At 63.9% G+C, this 20,514-nt stretch carries 15 protein-coding genes; 7 read left to right on the top strand and 8 right to left on the bottom strand.

Features of this window, described 5'->3' with window-relative positions; genetic code table 11:
• Nucleotides 1–38: 38 nt before the first annotated feature.
• The 5 genes from arsB to QGV55_RS10815 form a co-directional block, all read right to left on the bottom strand.
• Entirely contained in the window at nucleotides 39–1,049 is a 1,011-nt protein-coding gene (gene arsB, locus QGV55_RS10835) for an ACR3 family arsenite efflux transporter (RefSeq protein WP_281016790.1), read from the bottom strand.
• Between the two features lie 125 nt (nucleotides 1,050–1,174).
• Nucleotides 1,175–2,851 carry a formate--tetrahydrofolate ligase gene (locus QGV55_RS10830; RefSeq protein WP_348637616.1) on the bottom strand — a complete coding sequence of 559 codons (1,677 nt, stop codon included), beginning with the start codon at nucleotides 2,849–2,851 and terminating at the stop codon, nucleotides 1,175–1,177.
• A 70-nt stretch (nucleotides 2,852–2,921) separates the two neighbouring features.
• Nucleotides 2,922–5,705: a formate dehydrogenase subunit alpha gene (gene fdhF / locus QGV55_RS10825; protein ID WP_281016792.1), complete on the bottom strand. Its 2,784-nt coding sequence runs from the start codon at nucleotides 5,703–5,705 to the stop codon at nucleotides 2,922–2,924.
• A 1-nt stretch (nucleotide 5,706) separates the two neighbouring features.
• Nucleotides 5,707–6,255 (bottom strand): periplasmic heavy metal sensor, encoded by a 549-nt coding sequence (locus QGV55_RS10820; RefSeq protein ID WP_281016793.1) that lies wholly within the window; start codon nucleotides 6,253–6,255, stop codon nucleotides 5,707–5,709.
• Nucleotides 6,255–7,946: an NAD(P)H-dependent oxidoreductase subunit E gene (locus tag QGV55_RS10815; protein WP_281016794.1), complete on the bottom strand. Its 1,692-nt coding sequence runs from the start codon at nucleotides 7,944–7,946 to the stop codon at nucleotides 6,255–6,257. Before QGV55_RS10815 ends, QGV55_RS10820 begins: the two co-directional genes overlap by 1 nt.
• Before the next feature lie 323 nt (nucleotides 7,947–8,269).
• Between QGV55_RS10815 and QGV55_RS10810 the strand changes: the two genes are divergently transcribed.
• From QGV55_RS10810 to QGV55_RS10795, 4 genes are all read left to right on the top strand, one after another.
• Complete coding sequence (locus QGV55_RS10810; protein ID WP_281016795.1) at nucleotides 8,270–9,880, top strand: ABC transporter substrate-binding protein; 1,611 nt, start codon at nucleotides 8,270–8,272, stop codon at nucleotides 9,878–9,880.
• Nucleotides 9,881–10,195: 315 nt separating this feature from the next.
• Complete coding sequence (locus QGV55_RS10805) at nucleotides 10,196–11,152, top strand: ABC transporter permease (RefSeq protein ID WP_281016796.1); 957 nt, start codon at nucleotides 10,196–10,198, stop codon at nucleotides 11,150–11,152.
• A gap of 10 nt (nucleotides 11,153–11,162) precedes the next feature.
• The gene (locus tag QGV55_RS10800; protein WP_281016797.1) at nucleotides 11,163–12,224 is read left to right on the top strand and encodes an ABC transporter permease; all 1,062 of its coding nucleotides are present in this window, start codon (nucleotides 11,163–11,165) and stop codon (nucleotides 12,222–12,224) included.
• Between the two features lie 5 nt (nucleotides 12,225–12,229).
• On the top strand, nucleotides 12,230–13,879 hold the full coding sequence (locus QGV55_RS10795; RefSeq protein WP_281016798.1) for an ABC transporter ATP-binding protein: 1,650 nt from the start codon (nucleotides 12,230–12,232) through the stop codon (nucleotides 13,877–13,879).
• 139 nt (nucleotides 13,880–14,018) lie between these two features.
• On the opposite strand, the gene QGV55_RS10790 is transcribed toward QGV55_RS10795, so the two are convergent.
• Together QGV55_RS10790 and QGV55_RS10785 are read right to left on the bottom strand one after the other, a co-directional pair.
• Nucleotides 14,019–15,446, bottom strand: coding sequence for an NAD-dependent succinate-semialdehyde dehydrogenase (locus QGV55_RS10790; protein WP_281016799.1), 1,428 nt, complete (start codon nucleotides 15,444–15,446; stop codon nucleotides 14,019–14,021).
• 27 nt (nucleotides 15,447–15,473) lie between these two features.
• Nucleotides 15,474–16,400, bottom strand: a complete 927-nt coding sequence (locus tag QGV55_RS10785; protein ID WP_281016800.1) for a glutathione S-transferase family protein — start codon at nucleotides 16,398–16,400, stop codon at nucleotides 15,474–15,476.
• A gap of 156 nt (nucleotides 16,401–16,556) precedes the next feature.
• Here QGV55_RS10785 and QGV55_RS10780 point away from each other — a divergent pair, with 156 nt between their 5' ends.
• Both QGV55_RS10780 and QGV55_RS10775 read left to right on the top strand, forming a co-directional pair.
• Nucleotides 16,557–17,336 (top strand): glucose 1-dehydrogenase, encoded by a 780-nt coding sequence (locus QGV55_RS10780; protein WP_281016801.1) that lies wholly within the window; start codon nucleotides 16,557–16,559, stop codon nucleotides 17,334–17,336.
• Between the two features lie 10 nt (nucleotides 17,337–17,346).
• Nucleotides 17,347–18,558, top strand: coding sequence for a cytochrome P450 (locus tag QGV55_RS10775; RefSeq protein WP_281016802.1), 1,212 nt, complete (start codon nucleotides 17,347–17,349; stop codon nucleotides 18,556–18,558).
• Nucleotides 18,559–18,775: 217 nt separating this feature from the next.
• Here the strand turns inward: QGV55_RS10775 and QGV55_RS10770 are convergent, their stop codons facing one another.
• On the bottom strand, nucleotides 18,776–18,967 hold the full coding sequence (locus QGV55_RS10770) for a hypothetical protein (protein WP_281016803.1): 192 nt from the start codon (nucleotides 18,965–18,967) through the stop codon (nucleotides 18,776–18,778).
• 167 nt (nucleotides 18,968–19,134) lie between these two features.
• Between QGV55_RS10770 and QGV55_RS10765 the strand changes: the two genes are divergently transcribed.
• Nucleotides 19,135–20,508 carry an adenylate/guanylate cyclase domain-containing protein gene (locus QGV55_RS10765; RefSeq protein WP_281016804.1) on the top strand — a complete coding sequence of 458 codons (1,374 nt, stop codon included), beginning with the start codon at nucleotides 19,135–19,137 and terminating at the stop codon, nucleotides 20,506–20,508.
• Nucleotides 20,509–20,514 lie beyond the last annotated feature (6 nt).

The raw sequence follows: 20,514 nt of genomic DNA, 5'->3' as shown, positions 1-20,514 counted from the left end.
TCGCGGTCGTTGACTGCTGCCGTCCCCGGGGCGTCGGATCAGGGGGCGAACCGGGCACGCGTCCGGTTCGCGAAGGCCACCAGGGTCAGCATGACCGGAACCTCCACCAGTACCCCGACGACGGTCGCGAGGGCCGCGCCGGAGTTCAGGCCGAACAGGCTGATGGCGACCGCGACGGCAAGCTCGAAGAAGTTCGATGTCCCGATCAGGGCGCAGGGGGCGGCGATGCGGTGTGGCACCTTCAGCGCGAAGGCTGCGGCATAGGCAATCGCGAAGATGCTGTAGCTCTGCAGGATGATCGGCACGGCGATCAGCACGATGACGAACGGCCTGGAGACGATCACCTGCCCCTGCAGGCCGAACAGGATCATCACGGTGACGATCAGGCCGACGATGGAGAAGGGTTTCACCCGGGCCTGAAACGCCTCGATCCTTGCCGGGGTCCGCAGTTTCCGACGCGTGACCAGTCCGGCGGCCAGCGGCAGCGCGATAAACAGCAGGACCGACAGGACCAGGGTCGACCAGGGGACGGTGATGTCGGTGACACCCAGCAGGAACGCCACGATGGGGGCGAAGGCGACGACCATGATCAGGTCGTTCACGGATACCTGCAGCAGCGTGTAGGTCTCGTCACCGCGCGTCAGTTGCGACCAGACGAACACCATGGCCGTGCAGGGGGCGGCCCCGAGCAGGATCAGCCCGGCGATGTACTGCATGGCGTCCTCGGGCTGGATCCAGGGTGCGAAGACATGCTGGAAGAACAGCACGGCCAGCAACGCCATGGTGAACGGCTTGACCAGCCAGTTCACCACCAGTGTGATCAGCAGCCCGCGCGGCTGTCGGGCGACATCGCGCAACGACTTCGGATCGACGCCGACCATCATGGGATAGACCATCGCCCAGATCAGGACGGCGACCACCAGATTGACATTCGCCACCTCTGCCGCGCCGATCGCCGCGAACAGACCGGGGGTCACATTGCCCAGCAGGATGCCGGCCACCATTGCCAGCGCGATCCAGAGGGACAGGAACTTCTCGAAGATACCCATTGGCTGACTGACGTCCCCCTCGTGATCCGGCCCGCACCCTGTGCAGGGTGGGACAGGACCTATCACCGTGGGGACGTCAGTCAAGCCCGTGAGCCACCTGCCGGGAGCATTGGCGGACGATGCGGTCAGAACAGGCCTTCGATGTCCCCGGCGTCGTTCAGCATGATCTGCTCCGCTGCCGGAACCTTCGGCAAGCCCGGCATGGTCATGACCTCACCGCAGATGACGACGATGAAACCGGCACCGGCGGACAGGCGCACTTCCCGCACGGGCAGGGAGTGACCGGTCGGTGCGCCACGCAGGTTCGGATCGGTGGAGAAGCTGTACTGGGTCTTCGCCATGCAGACCGGCAGATGGCCATAGCCGTCCGCTTCCCACTTGCGCAACTGGTTGCGGATCGCCTTGTCGGCCAGCACCTCGTCGGCGCGATAGATGCGCTTGGCGATGGTCTCGATCTTCTCGAACAGCGGCATCTCGTCGGGGTAGAGCGGGCTGAACTGGGACATGCCGCTGTCGGCGATCTCCACCACCCGGTGCGCCAGGTCGAGGATGCCGGCGGAGCCGTTGGCCCAGTGACGGCAGACAATGGCTTCCGAACCCATGGATTCGACGAATGCCTTCACCGCCTCGATCTCCGCATCCGTGTCGGCGACGAAATGGTTGATGGCGACGACAGCGGGCACGCCGAACGACTTCACGTTCTCGATGTGGCGACCCAGATTGGCGCAGCCCTTCTTCACCGCATCGACGTTCTCCGCACCCAGATCATCCTTGGCGACGCCGCCGTTCATCTTCATGGCGCGCACGGTGGCGACGATGACAACCGCGTCCGGTGCCAGGCCGGCCTTGCGGCACTTGATGTTCATGAATTTCTCGGCGCCCAGGTCGGCACCGAAACCGGCTTCCGTCACCACATAGTCGGCGAGCTTCAGCGCCGTCTGGGTCGCGGCGACGGAGTTGCAGCCGTGGGCGATGTTTGCAAAGGGGCCGCCATGCACGAAGGCCGGATTGTTCTCCAGCGTCTGCACCAGGTTCGGCTGCATCGCATCCTTAAGCAGCACCGTCATGGCGCCATCCGCATTCAGGTCACGGCAGTAGATCGGCGTGCGGTCGCGGCGGTAGGCGATGATGATGTCACCCAGCCGCTTCTGCAGGTCTTCCAGATTGGTGGCGAGGCACAGGATCGCCATGACCTCGGAGGCGACGGTGATGTCGAAGCCGCTCTGGCGCGGGAACCCGTTGCCGATGCCGCCGAGGCTCAGTACCACGTCGCGCAGGGCGCGGTCGTTCATGTCCAGCACCCGGCGCCAGGCCACGCGGCGGGCATCGATGCCCAGGCTGTTGCCCCAGTGGATATGGTTGTCGATCATGGCCGACAGCAGGTTGTGCGCGGAGGTGATGGCGTGGAAGTCGCCGGTGAAATGGAGGTTGATGTCCTCCATCGGGATCACCTGGGCGTAGCCGCCGCCAGCCGCACCGCCCTTCATGCCGAAGCAGGGGCCGAGGGAGGCTTCGCGGATACAGATCGCGGCGCGCTTGCCGATGGCGTTCAGGCCATCGCCCAGTCCGACAGTCGTCGTGGTCTTGCCCTCACCCGCAGGGGTGGGGTTCACGGCGGTGACCAGGATCAGCTTGCCATTTGGCTTGTCGGCCTGGGCAGCGATGAAGTCCTGCGAGATCTTGGCCTTGTCGTGGCCGTAGGGCAGCAGCGCCTCGGTGGGGATGTCCAGCTTGGCACCGACGGCCTGGATGGGCTGCTTGGTGGCGGCGCGGGCAATTTCGATGTCGCTCATGTGGGCCATCGCTCACGGACTCCCTGTGTCTGGGGTTTCTGTCTGCAGATACCGTCTAACGGTCAAAGATGACCGGGGCCTACTCCGCAGCGACGGTTTCCGTCGCGGCTTCGACACGCACGGCCGAGAACTTGAACTCCGGGATCTTTCCGTAGGGGTCCAGCGCCGGATTGGTGAGCGTGTTTGCTGCCGCCTCGACGAAGGCGAAGGGCATGAAGACATTGCCCTCCGACACCGCCCGGTCCGCCCGTGCCATCACCGTCAGGCTGCCGCGCCGGGTGGTCAGGCGCACCATGTCACCCGGCTGGATGCCGAGGTCGCGGATGGTCTTCGGGTTCAGCGAACAGGTCGCCTCCGGCTCCAGCCCGTCCAGCACACCGGTGCGGCGGGTCATGGACCCCGTGTGCCAGTGTTCCAGCTGTCGCCCGGTGATCAGCACCATCGGGTACGCGCTGTCCGGAACCTCATCCGGTGCAACGATGCTGGCGGGGGTGAAACGGGCACGGCCCCCTGCACGCGGGAACCCGTCGCCGAAGACGATGGGCTGGCCGGGATCCTCGGGGCTGAGGCTGGGATAGGTCACCGCCGCCTCTGCCTCCAGCCGTTCCCAGGTGATGTTGTCGAACGACTTCATCGACCGTTTCATTTCGTTGAAGACGTCACGCGGGTGCTCATAGGTCCAGTCGAGGCCGAGTCCGCGCGCGATCTGGATGGTGATCCACCAGTCCGGCCGGGCCTCCCCCGGTGCCGCGACAGCGGGGCGGCCAAGCTGTACCTGGCGATTGGTGTTGGTCACCGTTCCCGCCTTTTCCGCCCAGGCGGTCGCGGGCAGGATGACGTCGGCATAGTTCCCGGTCTCGGTCAGGAAGATGTCCTGCACCACCAGGTGGTCCAGCTTCGCCAGTGCGGCGCGGGCGTGTTCGACGTCCGGGTCCGACATGGCCGGGTTCTCGCCCATGATGTACATGCCCCGGATCTGCCCGTCGTGGACGGCATCCATGATCTCGACAACCGTCAGGCCCTTCTCGGCGGAGAAATCACGCTCGTTCTGCCAGATGTCATTGAACATCGACCGCACGCCGTCATCCGTGACGCTCTGGTAGTCGGGCAGGAACATCGGGATCAGACCGGCATCTGACGCACCCTGCACGTTGTTCTGCCCGCGCAGCGGATGCAGGCCCGATCCGGGGCGGCCCACATGGCCGCACATCAGCGCCAGCGAGATCAGGCAGCGGGAATTGTCGGTGCCGTGGATGTGCTGGGAAATGCCCATGCCCCAGAAGATCATGCCCGCCTTCGCGTTGGCGAATTCCCGTGCCACGGCGCGCAGTGTTTCGGCATCGACGCCACAGACCTCCGCCATCTTCTCCGGCGGGAAGTCGGCCAGATGCGCCTTCATGGCGTCCCAGTTCTCCGTGAAGCCGTCGATGTACTGCCGGTCGTAGAGTTCCTCCTCCACGATCACATGCATGATCGCGTTCAGCATCGACACGTCGGTACCGGGGCGGAACCGCAGCATGTGGGTGGCGTGACGGCCCAGACCGACACCGCGCGGATCCATGACGATCAGCTTGCCGCCGCGCTTGGCGAACTGCTTGAAGTAGGTGGCGGCGACGGGGTGGTTCTCCACCGGGTTGGCCCCGATGACGATGGCGCAGTCGGCGTTCTCGATCTCGTTGAAGGTCGCGGTCACGGCGCCGGAACCGACATTCTCCATCAGCGCGGCAACGGAAGAGGCGTGGCAGAGCCGGGTGCAGTGATCGACATTGTTGTGGCCGAAGCCCTGACGGATCAGCTTCTGGAACAGGTAGGCCTCTTCGTTGGAGCACTTGGCGGAGCCGAATCCGGCGATTGCCTGCCCGCCGCTGCTGTCGCGCAGGCTGGCCATGCCGCCGACCGCGCGTTCCAGCGCTTCCTCCCAGCTTGCTTCCCGGAAGTGGGGGGCAAGATTGGCAGGATCGACGTTCAGCCCCTTCGCCGGGGCGTCGTCGCGGCGGATCAGCGGTTTCGTCAGCCGGTGCGGGTGATCGACGTAGTCGAAACCGAAACGGCCCTTCACGCAAAGCCGCTGTTCGTTGGCCGGACCATCGACACCATCGACCCAGGCAATCCTGTCGTCGCGGATCTTGAAACTGAGCTGGCAGCCGACACCGCAATAGGGACAGACGGACTTCACTTCGCGATCGTAGGCGGCGGAGTCACCGGTCTCCGCCGCGTCCACGGCTGTCGCGGGCATCAGGGCACCGGTGGGGCAGGCCTGCACGCATTCACCACAGGCGACGCAGGTGCTGCTGCCCATCGGATCATCGAAGTCGAAGCTGATCGCGGCGTCATGGCCCCGGTAGGCCATGCCGATCACGTCATTGACCTGTACCTCACGGCAGGCGCGGACGCAGAGATTGCAGTGGATGCAGGCGTCCAGGTTGACCCGCATCGCCACGTGGGAGCCGTCCAGCAGGGGAACGCGGTCCTGCTCCAGCGCCGGATAGCGGCTCTCCGAAACGCCCTGCATGTCCGCCATCTGCCAGAAGTGGGAGGAGCGGTCGTGCGCGCTTTCCCGTTCCGGCTGGTCGGCCAGCAGCATCTCTATGACCGACTTTCGGGCGCTGGTGGCCCGGTCGCTTGCGGTCTTCACCACCATCCCGTCTGTCGGCGTGCGGATGCAGGATGCGGCAAGGGTGCGTTCCCCGTCGATCTCCACCATGCAGGCGCGGCAGTTGCCGTCGGCGCGATAGCCCGGCTGGTCGGCGTGACAGAGGTGCGGGATCAGCGTGCCTTCACGCTTCGCAATCTCCCAGATGGTCTCGCCTTCCCGGGCGACAACGGTCTTTCCGTCGAGTGAGAAACTGATCGGATCGGCCATGTCAGTGACTCCCATGTGCATGGTCGTAACCACGCAGGTGTTTGTAGGTCGCGCGCTGATCGGCGGTCAGGACCGGCGTCACTTCAATGTGCGCCAGAAGATGGCTTGCTCTGAGTTCGCTGCGCAGCCTTTCGGAGACGGCAAGACGCGCATTCAGGGTTTCCGGATCAGCGGTTGCCGTCTTGAACAGGGCGTCGATCTCGGCTTCCGCCACAATCAGGGCATGGCCGAGTTCGCGGGCCCTGGACTGCATGCGCTCGAACGAACGCTGTACGGTGTCGCGCTGTTTCCCGTCGAGACCGAGGTCGCCCGCGAGTTCAAGTACGTGCAGGGGACCGGGATAGCCGTTCAGTTCAGCCGGCTTGGCCAACCCCCAGCCCTTGCCCTCGCTCAGAGCATCGACATCACTGTCGCTGAGGCTGGCGACCAGCCGGGTCTGCTGTCCGGCGTACGGCGCATGATCATCGTGCGCGGAGGTGAAATGCTGAATCCCGAGTGTCCCGGCAACACCCAGTACCAGCCCGACGGCGATCAGCGCGAGGTGCCGCATCAGATCTCCTCCGGGAAATGCTTCATGGTCAGACGGATCGGATTCGGGGCGGCCTGGCCCAGCCCGCAGATCGATGCATCGACCAGTGTCTGACTGAGTTCCTCCAGCAGGCCCTGATCCCATGTGTCCGCCTGCATCAGCTTCACCGCCTTCTCGCAGCCGACACGGCAGGGGGTGCACTGGCCGCAGCTCTCGTCCTCGAAGAAGCGGAGCATGTTCAGGGCGGCGGCGCGGGCGCTGTCGTGATCGGACAGAACGACAACCGCGGCGGAACCGATGAAGGAGCCATGCGGCTGCAGCGTGTCGAAATCCAGCGGCACGTCGTTCAGGCTGGCAGGCAACAGGCCCGAGGAGGGGCCGCCCGGCTGATAGGCCTTGAAAGCATGACCTTCCAGCATGCCGCCGCAGGCATCGATGATGTCCAGGATGGTTGATCCGGCGGGCAGCAGCTTCACCCCCGGTTCCTGCACGCGACCCGAGACGGAATAGGACCGCAGGCCTTTCCGGCCGTTGTGCTCGACGCTGTTCAGTATCTCCGGCCCTTCACGCACGATGCGCGCGATCCAGTGCAGCGTCTCGACGTTGTGGACCAGTGTGGGGCGGCCGAAGACGCCGACTTCGGCGACGTAGGGCGGGCGATGGCGGGGCAGGCCGCGCTTGCCCTCGATGCTCTCGATCATCGCGCTCTCTTCGCCGCAGATGTAGGCCCCCGCGCCGCGCCGCAGGTCGAAGAAGCCCGGCGCGACAAGTCCGGCAGCCTCCAGTGCTGCGATCTCCCGGCGCAGGATCTCCAGCACCGCAGGGTATTCGTCGCGCATGTAGATGAAGATGCGTTCGGCCTCGACGGCCCAGGTCGCGATCAGTGCGCCCTCCAGAAACAGGTGCGGCTCCCGCTCCAGCCAGTAGCGGTCCTTGAAGGTGCCCGGCTCGCCCTCGTCACCATTGACGGCAAGGTAGCGCGGACCGGCATAGCCGCGCACGAAGGACCACTTGCGACCGGAGGGGAAACCTGCGCCGCCGAGGCCGCGCAGGCCGGACTCCAGAATGGTCTCCTGCACCTCATCCGGTGTCCGCGATCCGGCCCGCAACTGTTCCAGTTGGGCGTAGCCGCCGGCATCGCGGTAGCTGTCGAAGGTCTGGTAATCGGGCAGATGCGCATGGGTGTCGTCGGCCCGGATTGCGTCATTCACCTTCGCGGCATCCGCATGGTCGATGTGATTGTGTCCGATCTCCAGTACCGGTGCGGTATCGCACCGGCCCATGCAGGGGGCACGCACGACGCGAACCTGATCAGCAGGCAGCGCGCCCTTCAGGTCCCGGAGCAGGCCCTGGGCGCCGGCGAGTTCACAGGACAGGGAGTCGCATACCCTGATGGTCAGAGGTGGCGGCGGGGTCTCGCCTTCCTTCACCACATCGAAATGCGCGTAGAAGGTCGCAACCTCGAACACCTCCGCCATCGACAGCCGCATTTCCTCCGCCAGCGCGCGCAGATGCGCCGCCGACAGATGGCCAAACCGGTCCTGGATCAGATGAAGGTGTTCGATCAGAAGGTCGCGACGGCGCGAACGGTCGCCGAGCAGTGTCCGGACCTCGTCCAGGGCGCTGTCATCAAGCTGACGCCCCTTCGGTGTGCGGCGTCCCTTGCCCTTGCCGGACTTCCAGACACCCTTGCGTTCCGCCAGACCTGACACGCGCGTTCTCCGTGGTGATCGGCGGGCTCGTCGTGATGCGTCGCCGCCGGTTGCTGGGACGTTACTATGGGCGTGGCGAAACAAGAAACACGTCCAATTGCGACATGTCGCTGCCTTCCCTGAGACAAGCAGTCGATTTGTCTTTCGTTGGGGAAACCGCGTCTTTTCGACGGGTTGAAGTGATGCCGGATATGTCCAAGGATAGGTCGCAGTTTGAACAGAGCGTTCATGGGGCGGGCAGACATGCTTGTCATGGGATGTTACGGTCAACTCAGAACGTAACCACGAATGTGCCCATCAAACGGGCCAACAGGAGGCTATATATGTCAGGGAATCTTGATCCGGAACTTCTCGAACGGATGGTGAAGGAGGCGCGTCTGGGCCGTCTTTCACGCCGTGATTTCATGCGCTATGCCAGCGCCGCCGGCGTTGCCGGTGCGGTCGCGACCGGCGCCTGGTCATCCAAGGTCGCGATGGCCGCACCGAAGAAGGGTGGCAACTTCCGCCTCGGCGCGCATGACGGCAATACGGGTGACACGCATGACCCCGGCACCTACGTCACCTTCTCCATGATCCAGTTGGCGCACACGTTCCGCAGCTACCTGACGCAGATCAATCCGGACAATACCCTTGGCGGCGATCTGGCCACTTCATGGTCGGCAACCCCGGATGCCAAGGAATGGACCTTCGAGATCGTCTCGGGTGCCACGTTCCACAGCGGCAAGCCGGTGACGCAGGACGATGTCATCGCCTCCATGAACCACCATCGTGGTGACAAGAGCACTTCCGCAGCCAAGGCGCTGCTGAAGGATGTGGACGATATCGTGAAGTCCGGCTCCAACGGCGTGACCTTCAAGCTCGCGTCCGGCAATGCCGACCTGCCCTGGCTGATGACCGACTATCATCTGGCAATCTGCCCGGCCAATGCCGACGGCACCCTGAACTGGCAGACCGGCGACGGCTCCGGCCCCTACAAGCTGAACAATGCCGAGTTCGGCGTCAGCTACGAACTGACCCGCCACGACGGCTGGCATGGTGAGGGCGCGTACTTCGACAGCGCGGAGATCCTGGTGCTGAACGATCCGAACGCGCGTCAGACCGCGCTGGTGACCGGCGACGTCGATGCGGTCACCGCGGTGGATCTGAAGACCCTGAGCCTGCTGAAGCGGAACCCGAACATCGAAGTGGACAACGTGCCGAGCGGCGCCGCGATTACCATGCCGATGTTCTGTGATACCGCGCCGTTCGATGATGTGAACGTGCGTCTGGCGCTGAAGCTGGCGATGGATCGGGAGGAGATCATCCAGAAGATCGCCTTCGGCACCGCCATCCCAGGCAACGACGTGCACGTTTCGCCGAACATGCCGTACTGGGCCGACCTGCCGCAGCGCAAGTATGATCCGGATCAGGCCAAGTCCCTGCTGAAGAAGGCCGGGCACGAGAACCTGTCGATCAACCTGTCCACCGCCGACAGCGTGTACTCCGGTGCGGTCGACATGTGCGTGCTCTATGCTGAGCAGGCGAAGAAGGCCGGCATCAACATCAATGTCGTGCGTGAGCCGAACGACGGCTACTACTCCGACGTCTGGCTGAAGAAGCCGTTCTGCATGGTGCAGTGGGGCGCGCGTCCGACGCCGGACGTCATGCTCAGCCTTGCCTACAAGGATGATGCGGCCTGGAACGAGAGCCGCTGGCAGAACGCGCGGTTCAACGAACTGCTGCTGCAGGCAAAGGCCGAACTGGATCAGGCCAAGCGGGCGGAAATGTATCGCGAGATGCAGGTTCTGGCGCGCGACGACGGCGGGACCATCATTCCGATGTTCACCAACTTCGTCTATGCACGCCGCAAGAACGTCATGCATGGCCCGGATCTGGCCGCAAGCTGGCAGGTCGACGGTGCACGTGGTGTCAGCCGCTGGTGGTTCGACGGCTGATCCTGACCCGATGCAGCCCGGAGATCCTTCGGGCGTTGAACGGTTTGGCAGGCCCCCGGAAGCGATTCCGGGGGCCTGTTCCTTTTGGGTAATCCATCACCTCTTGCCGCCGGGGCCGGTGGTTCCCCGTGTCGTATTCAGAATAGTGATCGTCTGAAAGCGCCGCATCGGGATGGACAAGGGTTACACCCCTGTTACACAATCAGGTTTCGTCAACCGCTTCGGGAAAAGAGGCGGATCAAAAGGAAATTCGGGGCTGCCGGACCGTCCGGCAACGCAGGGAAGACTTCAGACGTATCCAGAGGGGGACGTGTTATGGGCGATGTCGTGAACATCGTACTAAAGCGCCTCGGATTGGGACTGCTCACGCTTTTCGTGATCTCAGTCATCATTTTCGGGGCCGTTGAGATGCTGCCGGGCGATATTGCCCAGGCCGTGCTTGGACAGGGTGCGACGGAAGAGAACGTTGCCGCCTTGCGGGAACAGCTGGGCCTGAACGACCCGGCGCCCGTACGCTATTTCGACTGGCTGGCCGGTGCAGTGGTCGGTGACTTCGGTGTTTCACTGGTGTCGCAGACATCGGTGTCGGAGGCGATTGCCCCCCGGTTCCTGAACACGCTGTTCCTCGCCGGATATGCTGCCGTGATCGCTGTTCCCGTCGCGATCATGCTGGGTATCGTGGTCGCGCTGCTGCGCAACACACTGTTCGACCGGGTCGCCAACGTGCTGACCCTGACGTCGATATCGTCGCCGGAGTTCTTCCTCGGCTACATCCTGATCCTCTACCTCTCGGTGAAGACGGGTGCATTCCCCGCGATTGCCAAGCTCAGTACCGACATGACGTTCCTCGAGTTGCTGGACAGGACGTTCCTGCCGGCACTGACGATGGTCCTCGTGGTCGTTGCGCACATGATGCGGATGACGCGAGCCGCGATCATCAGCCTGCTTGCCTCACCCTACATCGAGATGGCGCGGGTCAAGGGCATGCCGGCCTGGAAGGTGATCGTGAAGCACGCGCTGCCCAACGCCTGGGCGCCGATCATCAACGTCGTTGCGCTGAACCTGGCCTATCTGATCACCGGTGTCGTGCTGGTGGAGGTTGTCTTCGTCTATCCGGGGATCGGCCAGTTGCTGGTCGATGCGGTGACCAAGCGCGATTTCCCTGTCGTTCAGGCCTGCTGCCTGATCTTCGCGGCAACTTTCATCCTGCTGAATCTGGCGGCTGACGTGGGGGCGATCCTCACCAATCCGCGGCTTCGGTACAAGAAGTGAGGGCCGGGAAATGAATTACTTTGTCATCGGCTACTTTGCGCTGCTGATCGGGGCTTCCTGTCTCGCGGCCTACACCAACAAGCGTGGTGCGTTCCTGCTGCTCTTCTCCCTGATGCTCGTCTCCTTCGTGGTGGGCATTCTGGGCGGCGAGTCCTGGCTCTGGAGCATCACACTGGCGGCGGGGGCCATCGCGTTCTGCGCGGGCACGGCCTACGCCTTCCGGGAGTTCCTGGTCATCGTGCTGCCGCGGGAGGTCGCGAAGGCGTTCCGCACCGCCCCCCTGACGGCGACCTTCGGCCTGTTCGTCATCGGCGTCTACGCCATCGCAGGCATCTTCGCACCGATCATCGCCCCCTTCGGGGAGGCGGAGATCATCACGGAGGCCTTTGCGCCAGCGGATGAGACACTGCTGCTCGGGGGCGACCAGCTTGGCCGCGACCTGTTCAGCCGTCTGATCTATGGCGCGCGGAACACGGTCGGTCTGGCGCTGGTCGCGACCGTAGCGGCCTTCGTCATGGGCGCCTTCGCCGGTCTGATGGCCGCGACGGTCGGGGGCTGGTTCGACCAGTTCATGGGCCGGTTCGCCGATGTGATCATGTCGATCCCGTCGCTGATCTTCGCCCTGCTGATCCTGTCGATCTTCGGCACCAACATGTTCGTCATGATCTGCATCGTGGCGGTGATCTATTCGCCACGTGTCTTCCGACTGACCCGTGCGGTCGCCGGCAACATCGTGGTGATGGATTACATCGAGGCGGCGCGCCTGCGCGGTGAGGGCATCTTCTACCTGATCCGTCGGGAGATCCTGCCGAACTCCATGGCGCCGCTGGTGGCGGAGTTCGGGCTGGAGTTCTGCTTCGTGTTCCTGCTGATCGCCGGCCTGTCGTTCCTGGGCCTGGGTATCCAGCCGCCGACGGCGGACTGGGGCTCCATGGTGCGGGAGAACGCCACCCTGATCTCCTTCGGTGAGATCACGCCGCTGATCCCGGCGGCAGCCATCGCGCTGCTGACGGTCTCCGTGAACTTTGTCGTCGACTGGATGCTGTACCGGTCGTCCGGCCTGAAGGAGTGATGAGCATGGAAAGCAAACGCGACGTCCTGCTGGAAATCCGCGATCTCAAGATCGAGGGATATTCCGACGAGAAGTGGATCGAGATTGTCCATGGCATCGATCTGACCCTGCACCGGGGTGAGGTCATGGGTCTGATCGGGGAGTCCGGGGCCGGCAAGTCGACCATCGGGCTGGCCGCCATGGGCTACGCCCGTGACGGCTGCCGGATCGCCAGCGGCTCGGTCGAATTCGATGGCCTGGAACTGACCACGACGCCGGAATCCGACCGGCGGGCCTTGCGAGGGTCCCGCATCGCCTATGTGGCCCAGTCAGCGGCGGCATCGTTCAATCCGGCGCATCGGCTGATCGACCAGCACACCGAAACGCCGGTCCACTACAACATCAGGAAACGGCAGGACAGCCAGGAAGACGCGATGGAGCTTTACGAGAAGCTCCGTCTGCCGAACCCGCGCGAGATCGGTTTCCGCTATCCGCACCAGGTCTCCGGCGGGCAGTTGCAGCGGGCAATGACCGCCATGGCCATGGCCTGCCGTCCTGACCTGATCATCTTCGATGAGCCGACGACGGCGCTGGACGTGACCACGCAGATCGAGGTGCTGCTGGCGATCCGCGATATCGTGGAGCAGTACAATACCGCCGCGATCTACATCACCCATGACCTCGCGGTCGTGGCCCAGATGGCAGACACCATCAAGGTGCTGCTGAAGGGCAATGAGGTCGAGGAATCCGACACCCGCTCCATGCTGGAGAACCCGCAGGAGGAATATACCAAGTCCCTCTGGGCGGTGCGCAGCTTCCAGCGGGACCAGAAAGCGCGCCCGACAGGGGATGCCGTTCCGGTCGTGTCGGTGGAAAACATCGACGCCGCATATGGCCCGGTGAAGGTGCTGGAGGATGTTTCCTTCGACATCTACGCAGGCATGACTGTCGCGGTTGTGGGCGAGTCCGGCTCGGGCAAGTCGACCACGGCGCGCTGCATCACGGGCCTGCTGCCGCCGACCAAGGGACGTATCCTGTTCAATGGCGAGGAGCTGCCCGCCGACTACCGGAAGCGGACCAAGGACCAGCTGCGTCAGGCGCAGATGATCTACCAGATGGCCGATACGGCACTGAACCCGAAAGTGCTGATCAGCGAGATCATCGGGCGGCCCGCTGCCTTCTACGGCGGGCTGAAGGGCGGTGCCCTGAAGAGCCGTGTCGACGAACTGCTGGACCTGATCGAGCTGGAGCCGTCGAAGTACTACAACCGCTATCCGCCGGAGCTTTCGGGCGGGCAGAAGCAGCGTATCGGCATCGCCCGGGCGCTGGCGGCGGACCCGACCTTCATCATCTGCGACGAGGTGACGAGCGCCCTCGACCAGCTTGTGGCGGAGGGGATCCTGAAGCTGCTGGACCGGCTGCAGAAGGAACTCAACCTCGCCTACATGTTCATCACCCATGACCTTGCCACGGTGCGCTCCATCGCGGACGAGGTGGTAGTGATGAAGCAGGGCAAGGTGGTGGAGCAGGGGCCGAAGAACGAGATGTTCACCCCGCCGCATCATCCCTATACCGACCTGCTGCTGTCGTCGGTGCCGGAGATGGATCCCGACTGGCTGACGACGGTCGTGGAGGAACGTGGCGTCGACAATATCGGCGAGGCGGCGAATACCTGAGCGGTGATTCCGAACGACAGGCTTCACCCGACCCGGTGAAGCGAGAACTGGCAGGGGCAGGCGGGATGATCATTCCCGACCTGCCCCTTTCATTTCAGGATCCGCCTGACCCCGGCAGGCGTGCAGCCTGCACGTCGGATCAGATCGAGAAGCCGCCCAGCTTGGTCTCCAGATACTCGGCGATGCCTTCCCGCGCCCCTTCGCGGCCCAGACCGGAGTCCTTCATGCCGCCGAAGGGGGCGGCGGCGGCGCTGGGGTTGATGTCATTGACGCCGATGATGCCGAAATCCAGCCCTTCGAACATGCGGAACGCGCGGCCGATGTCGCGGGTGTAGACATAGGCGGCGAGGCCGTAGTGGGTGTCGTTGGCGAGGCTCAGTGCCTCTTCCTCATCATCGAAGGGGATGATCGGGGCGACGGGGCCGAAGGTTTCCTCCCGATAGATGTCCATGGCCGGATTGACGCCGGTCAGGATCGTCGGGGCATAGAAGAAGCCCTGTCCCAGCGCGCCTTCGGTCAGGCGGTTGCCGCCAAGCACGACCTCGGCACCCTTGTCGCGGGCGTCATCGACCTGACGGGCGACCTTGTCCACCGCCTTCGCGTTCACCAGCGGTCCGATGCCGACACCATCGTCGAAGCCCGACCCTGCCTTCATCTTTCCGACCCGGTCGGCCAGCGTGCCGGTGAAGGCATCGGCGAGGGAGGAGTGGACATAGAGACGATTGGGGCTGATGCAGGCCTGGCCGGTGTTCAGGAACTTCACCAGTTGCGCGCCCTTGGCGGCGTGCACCGGGTCCGCATCCTTGAAGACCATGAACGGTGCATGGCCACCCAACTCGCATGAAACACGTTTCATGTTGGCGGCGGCCTGCCCGGCAAGCATCCGCCCGACAGCCGTGGAGCCGGTGAAGGTGAGCTTGCGGACCTTCGGGTTGGTGGTGAACTCGTCGCCGATCGGTTTCGGGTCAAGCGCCGTCACCAGATTGATGACGCCATCCGGCACACCGGCCTCGGCCAGGATCTTGAAGATCTCGATGGCGCAGAGCGGTGTCGCCTCTGCCGGTTTCAGCACTACGGTGCAGCCGGCGGCGAGTGCCGGCCCGACCTTCCGGGTGATCATGGAGACGGGATAGTTCCAGGGCGTAACTGCGGCGACGACGCCAACCGGCTGATGCAGCACGATGAAACGCTGGTCGGAGCGGGGGGAGGGGATGGTCTCGCCATAGTTCCGCTTCGCCTCCTCCGAGAACCAGAGCAGGAAGTCGGCGCCGTACTGAACCTCCGTCCGGGCAGCGCGGATCGGCTTGCCCTGCTCCTCCGTCATCGTGCGGGCCAGATGTTCCTTGCGTTCCAGCATCAGGTCGTAGGCGCGGCGCAGGATGGCGGAGCGTTCATAGGCCGTGGTCCCGGCCCAGCCACGAAAGGCGTCATGCGCCGCGTCGATGGCCCGTCTTGCGTCGTCACGTCCGCCGTCGGGTACCTGGGTGATCACTTCCCCCGTTGCCGGGTTGATGACGTCGAACGTTCCGGACGATGCAGCGTCCGTCCATGCCCCTGAAATGAACATCCCTCTGGTCTCCGTGGTTCTGGTGTTTCAGTTCTGCTTCGTGGCGCGAATGGCAAAGCCCACGCGCGGGAAATGCACGACAATCTCGCCGACCTTCTCGTCCGTGCGACGGACCGCGATGCGCTGGCCGTTGTAGGCGTCGAGCGTGCCGACAACCGGATCGCGGGCGTAGTCCAGCGGTGTGACGGACACCTGATCGCCCGCCTGCCAGCCCTCCGCATTCTCCGCCACGCCGGTTGTTGCATCGGGGGTCGCTGCGGCGGCAACGGACAGGGCGTCCGGCCCGGTCATGTCCTGTTTCGTGCCGTGTCCGATGGCCGCGACCCGTTCCATGTAACCGGTCAGTGCCGGATAGTCGTTCAGGACGGCACCCACCTTGCGCCCGGCATTCGCCATGAACCAGAGCGGGTGGTAGAGCGTCAGATCGGCCAGGCCCGGCGTGCCGCCCGCCAGAAAGGCAGCCTTGCCGTCGATCAGGTCAGCCGCCCAGGCGAGTTGCGGTTTCAACTGCTCCAGATGGCCCGGTACCGCGGCCTTCAGCTTGTCGATATTGACACTCGTCGCGCCGCGCATCCGTGCCCGGTCCTCGTGAAAGGCGGGTGGCATCCTGTCGGCAATGGTGCCCATGACGAAGCCGGCGATGGTCCAGAACATCCCGGTCTCCGCAAAGCCGGAGATCGCCTGCGCCAGCCCCAGGCCGCCCGTCATCAGTGTCGGGTCCGGGTACCGCCGTTCCAGTTCGTCCGCGATCAGCTTGGTATCACAATAGATGTCTGCACCGATCTGCAGCACGGGTGTCTTCCTGTAGCCCCCGGTGAGCGGCATCAGGTCCGGCTTCGGCATGATGTTCGGAATATCGACGGAGCGCCATTCCAGTCCCTTCAGCCCCAGCATCAGCCGCACCTTCTCCGCGAACGGTGAGCCGTCATAGTGGTGCAGGATCAGATCGGACAAGGCGCGCCTCCCCAGGGTCGGTGTCAGTCTCTGTGGCGCACCATAGACCGGTTCGCTTTCCTGCGTCAGGGGGGCAGGGACATGTCAGGGTGCGAATTCCATCGGGCGACGAAACGGTCTATCGTCACGGCACATTCATTTCCTGGGGAGGATGACATGAGCGAGAGTGGCAAGGGCCGGGTTGCCGGCAAGGTGGCAATCGTCACGGGCGGTTCATCGGGTATCGGGCGCGCGACGGCGGAACTGCTGGCCGCGGAAGGCGCGGCAGTGCTCGTCACCGATGTGGCCGTGGAAAGCGGTCAGGCCGTGGTGGAGGGCATCAATGCGGCGGGCGGCAAGGCCGCGTTCCTGCGTCACGACGTGGCGGATGAGGCGCAGTGGGAAGCGGCCTTTGCCAAGGCCGCCGAGTTCGGCACGGTCAGCATCCTGTTCAACAATGCCGGGGTCCGGACGGAGACCATTCCGCTGGAGGATGTCACCCTTGCCGACTGGCAGGCTCACATGGCCATCAACATGGATGGCGTGTTCCTGGGCATCAAGCATGGCATCCGGGCGATGAAGCAGTCGGGCGGTGCCATCGTCAATACATCGTCGATCTACGGTATTGCGGGCGCGTCGATGATCGGGGCCTATTCGGCGTCGAAGGGCGGTGTCCGTACGCTGACCAAGGCCGCGGCCATGGAATGCACCTCGCTGCGCTATCCGATCCGGATCAATTCGGTGCATCCGGGCTTCATCGAGACGGGGATGCTGGACACGGTGGTGGAGGAATTCGGCGAATCCTTCATCAAGAAGCGCATGATCCGCGCGACACCGCTGGGCCGGATCGGGGAGGCGCGGGACATCGCGGAAGGTGTGCTGTACCTGGTCGCCGACTCCGGCAAGTTCGTCACAGGTGTCGAACTGCCCATCGACGGTGGTTTCCTGGCCCGCTGAGATGGAACAGGTGGCAGCAGCGGCGGTGGCGCGGGAGTTCAATCTCTACAAGCTGACGCCTGCGTTCCTGGAAGACCCGTTTCCGGTCTACCACGCGCTGCGCCACCACAGTCCTGTTCACCGGATGCCGGACGGGTCCGTGTTCCTCAGCCGCTACGCGGATGTGCTGGAGGTCTATCGCGACCGCCGCATGTCGTCTGACAAGACGAAGGAGTTCGGGCCGAAGTTCGGTGACGGCGGGCTGTACAGGCATCACACCACCAGTCTGGTCTTCAACGACCCGCCGTTGCACACCCGTGTCCGCAAGCTGCTGGCGGAGGCCTTCACGCCCCGCGCCATGCGCCAGATGGAACCATCCATCATTGCCATGGTCGACGGCTTTCTGGACGATGCTGCGGCGCGGCAGCAGGTTGATCTGATCGGTGACTTCGCGTTCGCGCTGCCGGTCGGGGTGATCTGCGACATGCTGGGGGTGCCGGTGGCCGACCGCGACCGGCTGCGCGACTGGGCGGTGACGATCCTGGGGGCGCTGGAGCCGGTCATCAGTGATGACCATCTGCATCGTGGCAATGCGGCAGTGGAGGGCTTCTCGGCCTATCTCAAGGACCTGATCGACGAACGGCGCAAGGCGCTGCGCGACGACGACATCCTCTCCCGCCTGATCATGGGGGAGGTCGAGGGAGAGGGGCTGACCGAGGAAGAGCTGATCCAGAACTGCATCTTCCTGCTGAACGCCGGGCACGAGACCACGACCAATCTGATCGGCAACGGGATCGCCGCCCTGCTGGCCTTTCCCGGGGAACTGCAGCGTCTGCGCGACAACCCCGAGATGATGGACAGCGCGATCGAGGAGTTCCTGCGCTTCGAGAGTTCGAACCAGCTCGGCAATCGGCGGGTCACAGTCGAAACACGCATCGGCGACGAAGTCCTGTCGCCAGGCACGGTCATCCATCTCGGCATCGGTGCCGCCAATCGCGATCCTGCGATGTTCCCTGATCCGGACAGGCTGGACATCACCCGCAGCCCGAACCGCCACCTGGCCTTCGGCTGGGGGGCGCATGTCTGCATGGGCAACACGCTGGCGCGGATGGAGGGACGGATCGCTATCCGTGGCCTGCTGGACCGCTTCGCGACCATTGAACCCGACGGTCCGTCAGCGCGAACCGGTCGTGCACGATTTCGCGGGTTCAGGACATTCCCTGTAAGGTTGCGGCAGTACTGATCCGCTCAGGGCTACGGGACCGTGGTTTGAATCCCTTTTTCGAACGAAACCGGAATATTGGCGAATCTTTCGGCAACCGGTTTCGAATCAAATCTGCGATTCAACCGGGAAGACCCGAATCCTGACGCGCCACCGTTGCCGCTGATCAACTGGTGCGACCAGAAGCACAGGGGGGAGGGAGTGGCGACGCGCCAGGATCGGTTCGTCGGATTGGGGATCAGGCGCCGCTTACATTGTGGCGGCTGTGGATCAGATTGCCGAACCAGTTGCGAACATCATGGTACCCGCTGATCAGCAGGTTCGAGATCATCGCCGAGCGCACTGCACGGGCCTCGAGGATCATGTTCTGGATTTCGACAGCTTCAAGCTTGCGCGCCGTGCTTTCGCCATGCGCATTCCGGGGAGACATCGGATACTCCGTTTCTTGGACAGGCACCGGTGGGATCTTCGCGATGACACCGTATGCTGCACTGCAATATAGGTGGCGGCATTGCGCTTGGAACCGGCGTTGGTGTTATGCTGCGTTGCACAAGATGCAGGGCTTGAGGGTCAACAAATTCCTTCCGGAACATTTGGTTGCCGATTGCAGATGGCAAGGCTGGGCGGCTGCGCTATCCTGCGCCGATGAAATTCCTGCATGGTCATGTTCGACAGGACGATTCGGCGGGGGATCTGCCGCCGCTCGACAGGGTGTCGCTCGAATTCAAGGACATCGAATGGGAACGCGGCTACAAGGCCGCCATGCGGGACGGCAACCTGTTGCAGGTGCGCCGGGCCTTGCTGATCGGGATCGCACTCAACACGGTGTTCGTGCCGGTGGATTTCTTCGGGCTCTGGCTGAACGCCGAACTGCTTGGTCTGTTGCGACTGTTCGTGCTCAACGGGCTGATGCTGGTTGGCTATGTGCTCAGCTATCTTGATTTCTGGCGGACGCGTTGGCCTTTGCTTCTCAATCTCGCCGCGGTCGAGGTATGCGTCTTTCAGGCCCTTTCCAATGTTTACGGCGGCCACCCGCTTCCAGTGGATTCCGGCTTCATCCTGTTGATCTTCATCATCTATTCCCTCTTTCCACTGTTCTACATCCAGGCTGTGGTCACGGCATCCATCAGTACGGTCCTTTTCCTCGCCATCACCTTTCCCTTTTCGCTGGAAGACACGGACCCGATCCGGGTCGTGTCGAGCGCGATGCTGATCATTTCGGCCAATCTCGTGGGGCTCTTTGCCGCCCGGCGGCTGGAGTTGTTGCGCCGCAGGGCCTTTGCCCGCTCCGTCATCATCGATCAGGAACGCAACAAGGCCCGGGAACTGCTGGACCGCATCCTGCCGGCCTCGGTGGCGCAACGGCTGCGGGAGGGGAACGGACATACCACCGAGCGGTTGTCCGACGTCGCAGTGCTGTTCGCCGATCTGCAGGACTTCACCACACTGGCGGCATCCTGCGAGCCGGAGGAGACGCTGACCCTGCTCTCCGATGTGTTCGAGAAGTTCGATGCCCTGGTCGCGCAACATGGCGTGGAGAAGATCAAGACCATCGGCGATGCCTACATGGTCGCTTCCGGTGCGCCGCCGGGGTCAACCTCCAACATTCGCAACATTGCCGCTCTGGCCTGCGACATGCTGCGTGCGGTGGAGGGGATGAGCCGGCCCGACGGCACACCGCTGGGAATCCGTATCGGCATTTCCAGCGGGCCGATCATCGCTGGTGTGGTGGGTGACAGCCGCTTTCTCTATGACCTCTGGGGCGACCCGGTGAACACGGCCTCGCGCATGGAGACGACCGGCGAATGCGGTCGGATCCAGGTGACCGAGGATGTCGTGGCGGCGCTGGGCGATATCTACCGGTTCGAACCGCGCGGCGAGATCGAGATCAAGGGCAAGGGCAGGATGCGGACCTGGTGGATGACGCCTTCCCCGGAACCTGTCAGCGAGACTGCGGTTGCCGCTGAGTAGACGGTC

Source organism: Minwuia sp. IMCC3009, assembly GCF_029909415.1.
GTDB lineage: Bacteria > Pseudomonadota > Alphaproteobacteria > Minwuiales > Minwuiaceae > Minwuia.
This window is presented reverse-complemented; position numbering and strand designations above follow the sequence as displayed.